The organism is Pseudoxanthomonas sp. LARHCG66, from assembly GCF_052871755.1.
In genome coordinates this window covers 362,182-377,370 of record NZ_JBIXJW010000004.1, presented here as the reverse complement: position 1 = coordinate 377,370, position 15,189 = coordinate 362,182, and the positions used below count along the sequence as shown (strand labels likewise).

Here is a 15,189-nt window from a genome sequence, read left to right as displayed (position 1 = left end):
GCAGCGGTGGGCGACAATTACTTCGCCGTCGCGGCCTTCGGTGGCGTGGCCGACTCGCCGTGGCGCTTGGTCATCCACCACTGCTGGAGCAGGCCCAGCGCGCCGTTGGTGACCCAGTACAGCACCAGGCCGGACGGGAAGAAGGCCATCATCACGCCGAACACCAGCGGCATGAACTGCATCATCTTCTGCTGCATCGGGTCCATGCCCGGCGCCGGCGTCAGCTTCTGCGTCAGCCACATCACCAGCATGTTGAGCACGGGCAGGATGAAGTACGGATCGCGCGCGGTCAGGTCCTGGATCCACGCGAACCACGGCGCCTGACGCAGTTCGACGGTTTCCACCAGCACCCAGTACAGCGCCAGGAACACCGGCATCTGCACGAGGATCGGCAGGCAGCCGCCCATCGGATTGATCTTCTCCTTCTTGTACAGCTCCATCATGGCGACCTGGAACTTCTGCTTGTCGTCGCCGTAACGCTCCTTCAGCTGCTGGATGCGCGGCTGGAACTTGCGCATCTTGGCGAAGCTCTTGTACTGCGCCGCCGAAAGCGGATACAGCGCCAGCTTCACCAGGATCACCAGGCCGATGATCGACCAGCCCCAGTTGCCGATGAAGCCATGCAGGAAGTTCAGCACCCAGAACAGGCCCTGGCCCAGCATTGCGAGGATCAAGAACTGGCTGTAGTCGACCACGCGGTCGATGCCGGGCGCGTTGATCGCATGGATCTTGTCGACCAGCTTGGGACCTATCCACAAGCGGGCAGTCGTGGTGGCCTGCTGGCCCGGGCCGACATTCACACCCGGCCCCATCTCGCGGATCAACGCGCGCGCGCCGCCATTCGGGTTGTCGAGCGAGATAGTGGTGGTGTCGTCGGTGTGCGGAATCCATGCCGTGAAGAAGTGGTGCTGCAGGATCGCGATCCAGCCGCCCTTCACCTGCGCATCAACGCGACCGTCTTCCAGATAATCCTCGTTGAACTTGCGGCGCTGGTAGCCGCCATCCCACCAGGTGGCGCCGCTGAAGCTGAAGGACTCCGGATTGGTCATCCCGCTCTTGACCTCCGGCGGTGCGCGCAGCAGCTGACGGTAGACCGTGCCCTGCCAGGTGCCGGTGCCCGCGTTGACGACCTCGTCGCGTACTTCCACCTCATAGCTGGCGCGCTTGAAGGTGTAGGTGCGACGGATGCTCACGCCGTCCGGGCCCTGCCACAGGAACGGCACGCGGACGCTGTCGGCGCCCTGGGCGAGCGCGACATCGCCGGCACCGTTCTCGGGCACGAACGCATGATGGTCGGGCGCCTTCGACTGCCCGCTGACCCAACCGCTTTCGGCCACGTAGAAATGCTGGGGGTCTTCGCTCATGAGGCGGACCGGGCCACTGCCCGGCGCCTTGCTCTGCGGGTAATGCAGCAGGTCCGCCTGCAGCACGCTGCCCCCGTCCACGACCAGGCGCAGCACGTCCGTGGACACCGTCACCCGTGCAGCCGTCGATGTCTTCGCCACCGTCGCGGGCGTGGCGGGCACCATCGGCGCCGTCGGCACGGTCCCGCTGGCACCGGGTGCGGTGCCGGTACTGGGGGTCGCGGTCGGCACGGTGCTGCCGGCGGGCGCTGCCGTCGCGAGCGTGGCCGCAGCGGGCGCCACGGGGGCCGCCTTCTGCTGGCCCCACTGCATCCACAACAAGGTCGCCACCATCAGCCAGGCGAAGATCAGGAATACACGGGTCTGGTTCATCAGGCAGGCAGTCTCAACCGGCGTCGGAAACCGGTTTGGTCGAAGAAGAAGGAGTGGGTGGCGGCGAAGGGGAATTCAAGCCCGGCGGCATTGTGCCGCCCGGTGCCGGTGGCGGCAATGCGCCGGCACGCACGAGGACACGTTCGAAGGTCGCCCGCAGCTGGCCTGCATCCGCCTTGGCAGCCGGCGCGCGCGCAACCACCACGTAGTCGCCGCCGGGAAGGCCCGCGCGCAGACGACGGAAGTGTTCGCGCAACTGGCGCTTGATCCGGTTTCGCATGACGGCGCGCGTATCGACCTTGCGCGATACCGCCAACCCCAGGCGTGCAGGCCCCTCGCCCGGCAGCCAGTGCAGGCTCAGCATCGGATCGGAGGTGCGGCGCGCCTGATCGAACACGCGCGCATAGTCTGCTCGCGCGCGGACGCGCGCTGCGCGCGGGAAAGTGGTGCTCATCTCAGCAAGAAGCCCGCTCGTGACCGGGCGGGCTCCTGGTGATGCAGTGAACGCATGGATGCATGGCCGCGATGTGCGGCCAAGCCATCAGGCGGTCAGGCGCTTGCGGCCCTTGGCACGACGACGGGCCAGGATCTTGCGGCCGTCGGCGGTCTTCATGCGGGCACGAAAACCATGGTCGCGCTTGCGCTTCAGGTTGCTGGGTTGGTAAGTGCGCTTGGTGGCCATGGGGCCCTCGGGCGTGTTCGGGTGGAAAGAACCGGAAATTCTATAGGAACCACCGGTTTACGGTCAACTCCCCCGGTGCTTTCGACACGATGGTCCTTCGCAACGGGCTGAACACGGTGCCGTTCACGCGCTTCATCCACATCTTATGCACAGGATCGTTGGCGGGTCCGGACGCCGGTGGTAGTCTGGCTGACCCCATTGACTCCGCCCCGTGCTGCCTCCGGCAACGCGGGATGGCCTGTTCTACCCCACACGCGAGTTGTTCCACCTGATGGATGCCTGGCCCCGTTGCCTCGAACGCCTGGAAGCCGAACTGCCGGCCGAGGATGTACACACTTGGCTGAAGCCCTTGCAGGCCGAGCAGCGCAGCAATGCCATGGTGTTGTACGCACCCAACGCCTTCATCGTGGAGCAGGTTCGCGAGCGTTACCTGGGCCGCATCCGTGAGCTGCTGGACTACTTTGTCGGCCACGGTGACGTTTCACTGGAAATCGGTTCGCGCAGCAAACCGGTCGACATCAACGCGCCGGTCGCGACAGGCCATGGCGCTGTTGGCGTTGCGGCGCCCGCCGAGCCTTTCGCCGGCAACATGGACCTGCACTACACCTTCGACAATTTCGTCGAAGGCCGCAGCAACCAGCTTGGTCGCGCCGCCGCATGGCAGGCTGCACAGAAGCCGGGCGATCGCTCGCATAACCCATTGTTGCTGTACGGCGGCACCGGCCTTGGCAAGACGCACCTGATGTTCGCGGCCGGCAATGAAATGCGCCGGCAGAACCCGAATGCGCGCGTGCTGTACCTTCGCAGCGAACAGTTCTTCAGCGCCATGACCAAGGCACTGATCGAAAAGTCGATGGACCAGTTCAAGCGTCGCTTCCAGCAAGTGGATGCGTTGCTGATCGATGACATCCAGTTTTTCGCCGGCAAGGACCGCACGCAGGAAGAGTTCTTCCACACCTTCAATGCGCTGTTCGACGGCCGCCAGCAGATCATCCTGACCTGCGACCGCTATCCGCGCGAAGTGGAAGGCCTGGAACCCCGGCTTAAATCACGCCTGGCCTGGGGCCTGAGCGTGGCGATCGACCCGCCGGACTTCGAGACGCGCGCGGCCATCGTGCTGGCCAAGGCGCACGAGCGCGGTGCGCAGATCCCCGACGACGTGGCGTTCCTGCTGGCCAAGAAGATGCGCAGCAACGTGCGCGATCTGGAAGGCGCACTCAACACGCTCGCGGCGCGCGCCAACTTCACCGGGCGCGCCATCACCACGGAGTTCGCCCAGGAAACCCTGCGCGACCTGCTGCGCGCGCAGCAGCAGGCCATCAGCATCCCCAATATCCAGAAGACCGTGGCAGACTACTACGGTCTGCAAGTCAAGGACCTGCTGTCCAAGCGGCGCACGCGTTCACTGGCGCGTCCGCGGCAGGTGGCGATGGCCCTGGCCAAGGAACTGACCGAACACAGCCTGCCGGAAATCGGCGACGCGTTCGCCGGTCGCGATCACACGACCGTGCTGCACGCCTGCCGACAGATCCGCACCCTGATGGAAGCGGATGGCAAGCTGCGCGAGGACTGGGACAAGCTGATCCGGAAACTCAGCGAGTAATCGAGGATCGCCCTGCGGCGCATCCGCGTTGACGCAGGGCATCCGGCCAGTGCTTCACGTTGTCCCGTGTGTCCGCCGCAGGTGCCGGCTCTGGGTATGGCATGCCGTTTCCTGTCGTCGATGTCGCTGCTCCAGGCCGCCGCCGCAACCTGTGGCGTTACTGTAGGTGGGGCGACGAAACGGGGCAACGCATAACATCGTGGACAAGCAGGCCTGCCTTCTGTGGATAAGATGTGCGTGGAATCAGGCCGGAAAGTTGTCCACAGGTTTCTGCATAGGCACACCCGCCCCTGTCCACCGGGTTGGAAGAAGAAGAAATTGATTCAATTCAAATGGTTATGTGGGTTTTCCCGGATTTCGGGCCCTACCATCACCACCAGCTTTTAAGCTTTTAGTCTTTAAAAATCCAAAGCGAAGGGGCCCCAACACTCATGCGTTTCAGTCTGCAGCGCGAAGCTTTCCTCAAGCCCTTGGCCCAGGTGGTCAATGTGGTCGAACGCCGGCAGACGTTGCCGGTATTGGCAAATTTCCTGGTGCAGGTGCAGAACGGGCAGCTCTCGCTGACCGGTACCGACCTGGAAGTGGAGATGATTTCCCGTATCGGTGTCGATGAGGCGCAGGACGGTGAAACCACGATCCCGGCGCGCAAGCTGTTCGATATCATTCGGGCGCTGCCCGACGGCAGCAAGGTGACGGTGAGCCAGACGGGCGACAAGGTCACGGTGCAGGCCGGCCGTAGCCGTTTCACGCTGGCGACCCTGCCTGCGAACGATTTCCCGTCAGTGGACGAAGTCGAAGCGACCGAACGTATCGAGGTGCCGGAAGCCACCTTGAAGGAGCTGATCGAACGCACTTCGTTCGCGATGGCCCAGCAGGACGTACGCTACTACCTCAATGGGCTGCTGTTTGACCTGAGCGAGCGGACGCTGCGCTGCGTGGCGACCGACGGCCATCGCCTCGCCCTGTGCGAGGCGGAACTGGAAGGCGCGCCCGTGGGCAAGCGTCAGATCATCGTGCCCCGCAAGGGCGTGACCGAACTGCAGCGACTGCTGGAAGGTGGCGACCGGTCGCTGGAGCTGGAGGTCGGCCGCAGCCACATCCGGGTCAAGCGGGACGATGTGACGTTCACTTCGAAGTTGATCGATGGTCGCTTCCCTGACTATGCCGCCGTGATTCCGATTGGCGCGGACCGTGAAGTCCTGCTGGATCGGGAAGTCCTGCGCGCCGCCCTGCAGCGTGCCGCCATCCTGTCCAACGAGAAGTACCGGGGCGTCCGTGTCGAGGTTTCTCCCGGCCAGTTGAAGATCAGCGCTCATAATCCCGAGCAGGAAGAGGCCCAGGAAGAAATCGAAGCCGACACCAAAGTGGACGGTCTGGCGATCGGGTTCAACGTCAACTACCTGCTGGACGCGTTGTCGGCCCTGCGCGACGAGCACATCGTCCTGCAGCTGCGCGATGCCAATTCCTCGGCACTGGTGCGTGAGGCGAGTAGCGAGAAGTCGCGCCACGTCGTGATGCCATTGCGTCTCTGACCCGCCTTGTTCCACGTGAAACACGTCAGTCGCCCGGCCCAGCGCCGGGCGATGTCGTTTCCAGGTGCCGATTTCGAGCGATCCGGCTTCCGGGCAACACCGCACGCTAGAATCTCGCGATGCCGCTGTCGCTCGCCTGCCCCTTGCTCCGCCCTCGCCTTTCCCGTGCCCAGCTGCCTTGGGTCACACAGGGGAACTCCCCGTGCAGGTAACCCGCCTGGAGGTAAGCGGGTTGCGTCGATTCCAGCAGGTTTCAGTGGCCCCGGGACCCGGGCTCAATCTGATCACAGGCGATAACGGCGCGGGCAAGACCAGCCTGCTCGAAGCGCTCCACCTGATGGCATACGGACGCAGCTTCCGTGGCCGCGTGCGTGACGGCCTGGTCCGAACCGGTGCCGACGCCGTCGAGGTGTTCGTGGAGTGGCGCGAAACGGGCCAGGAGCGTCTTCGTCGCGCTGGCCTTCGCCATACCGGCCAGACATGGACCGGTCGGCTGGATGGCGAGAATGTGGCTCAACTCGGAGATCTTTGCGCCGCGCTCGCAGTTGTCAGCTTCGAGCCGGGTAGCCACGCCCTGGTCACCGGTGGCGGTGAACCGCGTCGTCGTTTCATCGATTGGGGCTTGTTCCACGTGGAACAGGGGGGTGAGGGGAGCTTCCTGCCGTTGTGGCGTCGGTATGCCCGGGCGCTCAAGCAGCGGAATGCCCTGCTGAAGTCAGGCGCAGGGGGTGCCCAACTCGATGCCTGGGATCACGAGATGGCCGAAGCGGGTGAGCCATTGACGGGCCATCGCTTGCGCTATCTCGAAGCTTTGCAGGGCCATCTCTCCGCGGTTGCCACAGAACTGGCGCCGTCGCTCGGTTCCGCAGACCTGCAGTTCCAGCCCGGGTGGCGGCGCCACGAACTGGCATTGGCGGACGCATTGCTGCTCGCCCGGGAGCGGGACCGTGCGGCGGGCTACACCACCGTCGGCCCCCACCGGGCTGACTGGCGCATCGACTACTCCAGCCTGCCCCACCGCGAAACGCTTTCCCGCGGCCAGGCAAAACTGACCGCGTTGTGCTGCCTGCTGGCGCAAGCGGAGGATTTCGCTGTGCGGAGAGGCGAGTGGCCGGTCATCGCCCTGGATGACCTGGCATCCGAGCTGGATCGGCATCACCAGCGCCGCATCCTGGAGCGGCTGCTGGCTTGCGGTGCCCAGGTCTTGATTACCGGCACCGAAAGCCCTTCCGGACTCACTGGCATGCAGGCTACGCCCACTGTGTTCCACGTGGAACAGGGCGCCATCGGGCTGCAGCAGGTTGGCGGCAAAGAGGGCTAAGTGCCCACCGGTGCTATAATTCCGCATTGAATCCCTTGGCCCGCGCGTGGCGCCCACCGACCCGGTGACGCGGCGCCTGCCATGCAGCCGACCCGAAGCGAATGACCGACGAAACGACCTCTTCTGCACCGAACGGCAACAGCACCTACGACTCCAGCAAGATCACCGTCCTCCGGGGCCTGGAAGCGGTCCGCAAGCGGCCCGGCATGTACATCGGCGACGTGCACGACGGCACCGGCCTGCATCACATGGTGTTCGAGGTCGTCGACAACTCGATCGACGAAGCGCTGGCCGGTCACGCCGACAACGTGGTGGTGAAGATCCACGAAGACGGCTCGGTCTCGGTCTCGGACAACGGTCGCGGCATCCCGGTCGATATCCACAAGGAAGAAGGCGTCTCGGCGGCGGAAGTCATCCTCACCGTGCTCCACGCGGGCGGCAAGTTCGATGACAACAGCTACAAGGTTTCCGGCGGCCTGCACGGCGTGGGCGTATCCGTCGTCAATGCCCTGTCCTCGCACCTGTGGCTGGACATCTGGCGCGATGGCCACCACTACCAGCAGGAATACGCGCTGGGCGAGCCCACCTACCCGCTCAAGCAGCTGGAAGCTTCGGAGCGCCGCGGCACCACGCTGCGCTTCCTGCCGGCGGCCGAGATCTTCAGCGATGTCGAGTTCCATTACGACATCCTGGCCCGCCGCCTGCGCGAACTGTCGTTCCTCAACTCGGGCGTCAAGATCACCCTGATCGACGAGCGTGGCGAAGGTCGCCAGGATGTCTTCGAGTACGAAGGCGGCATCCGCAGCTTCGTGGAGCACCTGGCGCAGCTGAAGACACCGCTGCACCCGAATGTCATCTCGGTCACCGGCGAAGCCAGCGGGATCGTGGTGGATGTCGCCCTGCAGTGGACCGACGCCTACCAGGAAACGATGTTCTGCTTCACCAACAACATCCCGCAGAAGGATGGCGGTACCCACCTGATCGGCTTCCGTGCCGCGCTGACCCGCACGTTGACCAACTACATCGAACAGAACGGCATCGCCAAGCAGGCCAAGGTCAATCTGTCCGGCGACGACATGCGCGAAGGCATGATCGCGGTGCTGTCGGTGAAGGTGCCGGACCCCAGCTTCTCCTCTCAAACCAAGGAGAAACTGGTCAGTTCCGAGGTCAGGCCGGCCGTTGAGAGCACGTTCGGCGCACGTTTGGAGGAGTTCCTGCAGGAACACCCCCACGAAGCCCGCGCCATCGCCAGCAAGATCGTCGACGCAGCGCGTGCCCGCGAAGCCGCACGCAAGGCCCGCGACCTGACCCGCCGCAAGGGGGCGCTGGACATCGCCGGCCTGCCCGGCAAGCTGGCCGACTGCCAGGAGAAGGATCCGGCACTGTCCGAACTGTTCATCGTCGAGGGTGACTCGGCTGGCGGTTCCGCCAAGCAGGGCCGCAACCGCAAGAACCAGGCGGTGCTGCCGTTGAGGGGAAAAATCCTCAACGTGGAACGCGCGCGCTTCGATCGCATGCTCGCCTCCGCCGAAGTCGGCACGCTGATCACCGCGCTCGGCACCGGCATCGGCAAGGACGAGTACAACCCGGACAAGCTGCGTTACCACCGCATCATCATCATGACCGACGCCGACGTCGACGGTTCGCACATCCGCACGCTGCTGCTGACGTTCTTCTACCGGCAGATGCCGGAGTTGATCGAACGAGGCCACATCTACATCGGCCTGCCGCCGCTCTACAAGCTCAAGCAGGGCAAGCAGGAGCTGTACCTGAAGGACGATGCGGCGCTCAACGTGTACCTGGCCAACAACGCGGTCGAAGGCGCGTCACTGATTCCCGCCGATGGCGAGCCCCCAATCTCCGGTGAAGCCCTGGAGAAGCTGCTGCTTGCCTTCACCACCGCACGTGATGCCATCTCACGCAACGCACACCGTTACGATCCGGTGCTGCTGGAGTCGCTGATCGATTTCACCCCGCTCGATGCGGAGCACCTGCAGAAGAACATCGACGAGCGGCACGAACTGGCCGCGCTGGAAGCCAAGCTCAACCGGAGCAGCCTGGGCAGTGCGCGCTATGCGCTGACGCTGCAGCCCGCCACCGAACAACGCCCCGCTGCGCTGCTCGCGACGCGTCGGCACATGGGCGAGGAACTGGTGCAGGTGCTGTCGCTGTCGGCCTTCGAGACCGGCGAACTGCGTCCGTTGCGCGAAGCGGCGGCGCTGTTACATGGACTGGTGCGCGAAGGCGCACAGGTCATCCGCGGCAACAAGGCGCAGCCGGTGGTTACCTTCGCCGACGCACAAGCATGGTTGCTGGAAGAGGCCAAGAAGGGCCGCAGCATCCAGCGCTTCAAGGGCCTGGGTGAAATGAATCCCGAGCAGCTGTGGGATACCACGGTGAATCCGGATACGCGCCGTCTGTTGCAGGTGCGCATCGAGGACGCCGTCGCCGCCGACCAGATCTTCAGCACGTTGATGGGAGACGTGGTGGAGCCGCGTCGCGAGTTCATCGAAGACAACGCGCTGAAGGTTTCCAACCTCGACGTGTGACGTTTCGGCGGATGAACCCGGTCCCCTCCTCCCTGGTCGACGCGGGAGTCCCCGGCGGACGACCATTGCGCGGCGTGCTGCCGGCGTTCGCATTGGATGTCGTGCTGGCGGTGGTGCTTTCGTTCTCAGCCATGCTCCTGGGCTTGCTGGGATGGGCCGGCTGGCGCGGTGTGCAGTTGGCGCGCACGCATGGCGGCATGATCGACGCGCAGGCCCTGCAGGCGAATGTGGGCGCTCCGCCCGTCCTGTTCCTCATCGTGGCCACGCTCGTCAGCACCGGCGGCACGGCGTTGCTGCTGTACTTCTGGCGCCGACGCGCAACGATCACCGAACAGAAGCAGTCACGGGCCAACACGCGTCTTCCCCGGACCTGGTTCTGGGCGCTTGCTGCGGGAATTTCGACCTTTCTGTTCAGTGCAGTCATGAGCGGATGCGGCCGCGCGCTGGGGCTGGACCTGGAACCTAGCAACCTGGACGTGATCAAGGCCGGATTCGCGCAATACCCCGTGTTCCTGGGCCTGTTCGCTGTCGTCCTTGCGCCCATGTACGAGGAGCTGCTGTTCCGCCGCGTCCTGTTCGGGCGACTGTGGCATGCGGGCTGGCCCGTCCTGGGCTTGGTGCTGAGCAGCCTCGTGTTCGCCCTCGTCCATGAAATGCCGGGCGTCAACGGAAAACCCCTCGCCAGCACACTTTTCCTGGTTCTGGTCTATGCGGGCATGGGCGCCATGTTTGCCGGGGTCTACCGGTTGACAGGCACGCTGTGGGCGCCGATCGCCGCGCATATCCTGAACAACGCCCTTGCGCTGGCTGTCCTGCAGATTTACGGCCAGACGCAGGCTTAATGTGATTGACGAAAGTTTAAGACGCGTTTGCCCAGACTCGCGTTGTACGCAATGGTCGCAGGGGGCGCGCATGAAAGTCTGGATTCTCGGGACCGTCGCAATTCTCGGTCTGACGTCGTGTGCCACGACGACCTCGCCCACCGGCCGGACCCAGATGGTCGGGGGCGTCTCGCAGGCGCAACTCGATCAATTGGGCGCACAGGCCTTTGCCGAGACCAAGGCGAAGGAAACCTTGAGTCGCGACGCGCGACAGAACGGCTACGTCACCTGCGTGGTCAACGCACTCGTGCGCCAGCTGCCTCCCGAACAACGCAGCGTCGCGTGGGAAACCGCTGTTTTCTCGGACAAAGAGCCCAACGCGTTCGCGCTGCCGGGTGGCAAGGTGGGCGTGAACACCGGCATCTTCACGGTGGCCAAGAACCAGGATCAGCTTGCGGCGGTGCTCGGCCATGAGATCGGCCACGTGATCGCGCGCCATCACGAAGAGCGCATTACCCGTCAGATGGGAGCGCAGGCCGGCTTGGGCGTCCTCGGTGCGCTGGCCGGTGCGCGCTACGGTGAGGGTGCGGCCAGCACGGTGAACCAGCTGGGTGGCATGACCGCACAGGCGGCTTTCCTGTTGCCAGGGTCGCGCACCCAGGAGAGCGAGGCGGATGTGGTCGGTCAGCGGCTCATGGCCCAGGCGGGCTTCGATCCTCGCCAAGCCGTCGATCTCTGGCAGAACATGATGGCCGCCAGCGGTGGCCGTCAACCGCAGTGGCTGTCCACGCACCCCGACCCCGCCAACCGCATTCGCGAACTGCAACGCGATGCGCCCTCCCTCGTACCCACCTACGAGGCGGCCAGGAAGGCCGGAAACGCGCCGAAATGCGGCTGACACACGGCACGGTATTGCTGCTACGCAACACCTGAAACGGTATCCGCACGCACCAGGTTTCTGTTAGTTTTGCCGGCCCCGCACGCAGGCGGGTTGGACCGTCATCCCCCGGATGGCCTGACGAGGTTTGAAGATGAAGCTCCGCATGCAAAAGAACACCCTACTCAGCATGATGCTGCTGGCCGCCTTTGGCGGCGGCGTTGTCGCCGATGCCGTGGCGCAGTCCGCCCGTTCTGCCAACCGGAGCGGTTCGCGCGAAGGCAGCCAGAAAGCGGAAGTCCGTTACCCCGACGCGACGCGCGAGGACCCCAAGATCAAGCCCTCCAGCAAGATGCAGGGCAAGCTGGGCAAGCTGTTCAAGGCCTACGAGAAGGAAGACAACGACGCCGAGACGCTGGCGTTGGCCAAGGAGCTGCTGGCCGAACCGAATGCGAACGAATATGACAAGGCCATGGCCGCCCAGCTGGGCGGGCAGGCGGCATACAACCTGGATGACATGGCGACTGCCAAGCAGCTGCTCCAGCAGGTGATCGACCTCAACGCGCTGGACAACAACGGCCACTACCAGTCGATGCTGATGCTGGCCCAGTTGCAGCTGCAGGACGACGAGTTCGAGCCGGGCATGGCCAATCTCAACCGCTATCTCGCAGAGACGAAATCCAACAAGCCCGACGACCTGATCCAGAAGGGCCAGGCGCTGTACCAGATGGAGAAGTACGCCGAAGCCATCCCGGTACTCGAACAGGCCATCGCCGCCACGCCCGAGCCCAAGGACAATTGGTACGGTCTGCTGCTGGCGTCGCTCATTGCCGCCGAGCGGCCTGCCGAAGCGGTGAAGATCGCCGAGCAGATGGCCGCCAAGAATCCGGCCGACAAGAAGGCCCAGCTCAACCTGGTCGCGACCTACCAGCAGGCGGACCAGTACGACAAGGCCGCCACCACGCTGGAGAAGATGCGTTCCGCTGGCCAGCTGACCGAAGAAAAGGAATACCGCCAGCTCTACGTGACCTACGCCAACATGGACGGCCGGGAGAAGGACGTCATTTCCGTCGTCAACGAAGGCCTGGAGAAGGGCTTGCTGAAGCCGGACCACCAGACCTTCCTGGCCCTGGCGCAGGCGTACTACTACTCCGAGCAGATCCCGCAAGCCATCGACGCGTGGCAGAAGGCTGCGCCCCTCGCCGCGGATGGCGAAACCTATCTGAACCTGGCGCGCGTCCTGTGGCAGGAAGGCCGTATCCCGGAAGCCAAGGTCGCTGCGCGAGCCGCGCTGGGGAAGGGTCTGAAGAAGCCGGACGACGCGAAGAAGATCATCGCGTTGCCGTAACGGGATTCGATGACACCGAAGGCCAATTAATCCATACGGATGATGGCATCGGGGCGCCGGATTGGTATAAGCTGGGGGTTCCGTCGGTGAAAACCACCGGCAGGGCCCAGAATCGACGAGGCGTCTCGGCGCTCGTAACAACCTTGAGTTAATTGGCGCATGGCTGAACAACTGGTCATCAACAGGTACCGGGAAGAAGAAGAGGACAACAGCCTCAACTGGCCCCGTATCATCGGTATTGCCTTCGTGATCGCATTGCACGCAGCGGCCCTGCTTGCGCTGTTGATCCCGGCGGTTGCTCCGCCGGCTGAAAAGAAGGAAGAGCGCCGCACCTCGGTCGTCATCGTCGACGCGCCGCCTCCCCCGCCGCCGCCGCCGCCGCCGCCGCCGCCGAAGCAGGACACGCCGCCGCCGCCGGTCAAGAACTTGGCGCCGCCGAAGACGACCCCGCTGCCGCCGCCGCCGGAAGCACCGCCGGTCGACATCGCCGAGCCGCGTCCGACCGACATCGTCACCCCGCCGTCGCCGCCTGCACCGCCTGCGCCGACGCCGGACATCGGTGCCAGCGTGGACATCTCGTCGAAGAACATGAACCCGCCGCGTTACCCGCCCGCCGCTGCGCGCGCCGGTATCACCGGTACGGTCATCCTGATCATCGACGTGGACGCCAACGGCAACGTCACCAACGTGTCGGTGGAAAAGTCGAGCCGCAACCGCGACCTCGACCGTGCAGCGATCGATGCCGCACGCAAATGGCGCTTCAATGCTTCCGTCGTCAACGGCCAGAAGTCAGCTGGCCGGGTCCGCGTGCCGGTGGATTTCACGCTTTAAGAAGGAAGACCGCGGCCAACACCTGGGCCAACGTCAACGCTCCATCCTTTCAGAACCGCAACACCCTCTATCAACACTTATATAAAGGTAAGCGTCATGCTGCAGGAAACCCTTTTTGCCGCCGCCGCCGGGGGCACCAACGCCGCGAATGCCCTGTCGCAGATGGGCTTCGAGCACATGATCAGCGAAATGATCAGCAAGCCCGGCGAGTTCATCGTCTCGTGGGTCGTGCTGCTCACCCTCGTCATCATGTCGGCCATGTCCTGGTACTGGACGGTCATCAACGTGCTGCGCAGCAGCCGCCTGAAGGGCCAGGCCGATCGCGTCACCAGCGCATTCTGGGAAACGCCGAACGCGCAGGACGCCATCCGCCTGATGGAAGAGCAGCCGAAGAACGAGCCGTTCTCCAAGATCGCGCTTGACGCTGCCCAAGCAGCCGCGCACCACCAGCGCGCCGAAGGTTCCGCCGCAGGCCTGGGCGAAACCCTGAGCCGCTCCGAGTTCGTCGACCGCGCGCTGCGCCAGGCCGTGACCCGCGAGAGCACCAATCTCCAGGGTGGCATGACGCTGCTGGCCACCGTCGGTGCGACCGCGCCGTTCGTGGGTCTGCTGGGTACGGTGTGGGGCATCTACGGCGCCCTGATCCGCATCGGTGCAACCGGCCAGGCCTCGATCGACGCCGTTGCCGGCCCGGTGGGTGAAGCGCTGATCATGACCGCCATCGGTCTGTTCGTCGCCATCCCGGCCGTGTTCGCGTACAACTTCTTCAGCAAGACCAACTCGGCGACCATCGCCAAGTTCGACACGTTCGCGCACGACCTGCACGACTTCTTCGCCACCGGCTCGCGCGTTCGCTGAGCCGGCGGTACAAGCAGTCAACGCAACGTTCTAGACGGAGCCCGTCATGGCTTTCAGTAGTGGTAATAGCAGCGGCCCGATGGCCGAGATCAACGTCACGCCCCTCGTGGACGTGATGTTGGTGCTCCTGATCATCTTCATCATCACGGCGCCTCTGATGTCGCACAAGGTGAAGATCGAACTGCCCGAAGCGAATCTGGTGCAGGATCCGGCGGACAAGACCGCGCCGGCGACCCCGCCGATCACCATCTCCGTCAAGGAGAATGGCGATCTGTACTGGGGCGACGAGCCGGTGACCAAGGAGATCCTGGAATCCCGCCTGTCCAGCGTGGCCCAGCTGCAGCCGCAGCCGAAGCTCAACCTGCGCGGCGACAAGACGACGAAGATGGGCACCATCGCCGACGTCACCAAGATCGCGCAGGGTCAGGGCATGCTGGACATCGGCTACGTGGCCACGAAAGAGAAGGGGCAGTAAGCCATGGCATTCAGCAGTGGTGGAAGCAAGGGCCCCATGGCCGACATCAACGTCACGCCCCTCGTGGACGTGATGCTGGTGCTGTTGATCATCTTCATCGTGACCGCGCCGATCATGACGTACCCGATCGAAGTGGCCCTGCCGCAGCGCGTGATCAACCCGCCGCCGCAGGTGCGTGAGCCGCCGCCGCCGATCGATCTGCGCATCGAGGCCGATGGCACGGTCTACTGGAACAACAGCCCGGCGAACGTGGCCGACCTCCAGCAGAAGATGGAAGAGGAAGTACAGCGCGATCCGACCAATCAGCCGGAGCTGCGCATCGAAGCCAATTCGGAATCGCACTACGACGTGATGGCCAAGGTGTTGGCTGCCGCGAAGAACGCGCAGATGATGAAGATCGGTTTCGTACAGTAATCCTGGCGCGACAGACCTTTGAACGCCGCCCACCCGGGCGGCGTTTTTCTTTGCGCCTGTACAGGCCGGGTCACCCCTCTTGTCTGAACCCCGGGACCGGCGTAGCGTCAGGACCACGGTCCCTGACAGAAGGAGGTGTGCC

At 64.4% G+C, this 15,189-nt stretch carries 14 protein-coding genes; 11 read left to right on the top strand and 3 right to left on the bottom strand.

Annotated features, from left to right (window positions below; translation table 11 throughout):
* Nucleotides 1-17: 17 nt before the first annotated feature.
* The 3 genes from yidC to rpmH all read right to left on the bottom strand — a co-directional run bounded on the left by yidC (nt 18) and on the right by rpmH (nt 2,418).
* Nucleotides 18-1,736, bottom strand: coding sequence for a membrane protein insertase YidC (gene yidC, locus ACIPRS_RS14515; protein ID WP_446539027.1), 1,719 nt, complete (start codon nt 1,734-1,736; stop codon nt 18-20).
* Nucleotides 1,737-1,749: 13 nt separating this feature from the next.
* Nucleotides 1,750-2,190, bottom strand: coding sequence for a ribonuclease P protein component (rnpA, locus tag ACIPRS_RS14510; protein ID WP_337732831.1), 441 nt, complete (start codon nt 2,188-2,190; stop codon nt 1,750-1,752).
* An 87-nt stretch (nt 2,191-2,277) separates the two neighbouring features.
* Nucleotides 2,278-2,418, bottom strand: coding sequence for a 50S ribosomal protein L34 (gene rpmH, locus ACIPRS_RS14505; RefSeq protein ID WP_013536759.1), 141 nt, complete (start codon nt 2,416-2,418; stop codon nt 2,278-2,280).
* A gap of 271 nt (nt 2,419-2,689) precedes the next feature.
* Here rpmH and dnaA point away from each other — a divergent pair, with 271 nt between their 5' ends.
* The 11 genes from dnaA (at nt 2,690) to ACIPRS_RS14450 (ending at nt 15,047) form a co-directional block, all read left to right on the top strand.
* Nucleotides 2,690-4,021 carry a chromosomal replication initiator protein DnaA gene (gene dnaA, locus ACIPRS_RS14500; RefSeq protein ID WP_192203228.1) on the top strand — a complete coding sequence of 444 codons (1,332 nt, stop codon included), beginning with the start codon at nt 2,690-2,692 and terminating at the stop codon, nt 4,019-4,021.
* Nucleotides 4,022-4,452: 431 nt separating this feature from the next.
* Nucleotides 4,453-5,553 (top strand): DNA polymerase III subunit beta, encoded by a 1,101-nt coding sequence (gene dnaN, locus ACIPRS_RS14495; protein WP_192203079.1) that lies wholly within the window; start codon nt 4,453-4,455, stop codon nt 5,551-5,553.
* Nucleotides 5,554-5,755: 202 nt separating this feature from the next.
* Nucleotides 5,756-6,874 (top strand): DNA replication/repair protein RecF, encoded by a 1,119-nt coding sequence (gene recF, locus ACIPRS_RS14490; RefSeq protein ID WP_446539026.1) that lies wholly within the window; start codon nt 5,756-5,758, stop codon nt 6,872-6,874.
* 101 nt (nt 6,875-6,975) lie between these two features.
* Complete coding sequence (gene gyrB / locus ACIPRS_RS14485) at nt 6,976-9,423, top strand: DNA topoisomerase (ATP-hydrolyzing) subunit B (RefSeq protein ID WP_192203082.1); 2,448 nt, start codon at nt 6,976-6,978, stop codon at nt 9,421-9,423.
* An 11-nt stretch (nt 9,424-9,434) separates the two neighbouring features.
* Nucleotides 9,435-10,265, top strand: coding sequence for a CPBP family intramembrane glutamic endopeptidase (locus ACIPRS_RS14480; protein WP_446539025.1), 831 nt, complete (start codon nt 9,435-9,437; stop codon nt 10,263-10,265).
* A gap of 70 nt (nt 10,266-10,335) precedes the next feature.
* Nucleotides 10,336-11,142 (top strand): M48 family metallopeptidase, encoded by an 807-nt coding sequence (locus ACIPRS_RS14475; protein ID WP_337732834.1) that lies wholly within the window; start codon nt 10,336-10,338, stop codon nt 11,140-11,142.
* Nucleotides 11,143-11,275: 133 nt separating this feature from the next.
* Entirely contained in the window at nt 11,276-12,469 is a 1,194-nt protein-coding gene (locus ACIPRS_RS14470; protein WP_446539024.1) for a tetratricopeptide repeat protein, read from the top strand.
* Nucleotides 12,470-12,628: 159 nt separating this feature from the next.
* Nucleotides 12,629-13,300 carry an energy transducer TonB gene (locus tag ACIPRS_RS14465; RefSeq protein WP_446539023.1) on the top strand — a complete coding sequence of 224 codons (672 nt, stop codon included), beginning with the start codon at nt 12,629-12,631 and terminating at the stop codon, nt 13,298-13,300.
* Nucleotides 13,301-13,396: 96 nt separating this feature from the next.
* On the top strand, nt 13,397-14,158 hold the full coding sequence (gene exbB / locus ACIPRS_RS14460) for a TonB-system energizer ExbB (protein WP_142122860.1): 762 nt from the start codon (nt 13,397-13,399) through the stop codon (nt 14,156-14,158).
* Nucleotides 14,159-14,204: 46 nt separating this feature from the next.
* Nucleotides 14,205-14,633 (top strand): ExbD/TolR family protein, encoded by a 429-nt coding sequence (locus ACIPRS_RS14455; protein WP_192203091.1) that lies wholly within the window; start codon nt 14,205-14,207, stop codon nt 14,631-14,633.
* A gap of 3 nt (nt 14,634-14,636) precedes the next feature.
* Nucleotides 14,637-15,047, top strand: coding sequence for an ExbD/TolR family protein (locus tag ACIPRS_RS14450; RefSeq protein ID WP_192203093.1), 411 nt, complete (start codon nt 14,637-14,639; stop codon nt 15,045-15,047).
* Nucleotides 15,048-15,189 lie beyond the last annotated feature (142 nt).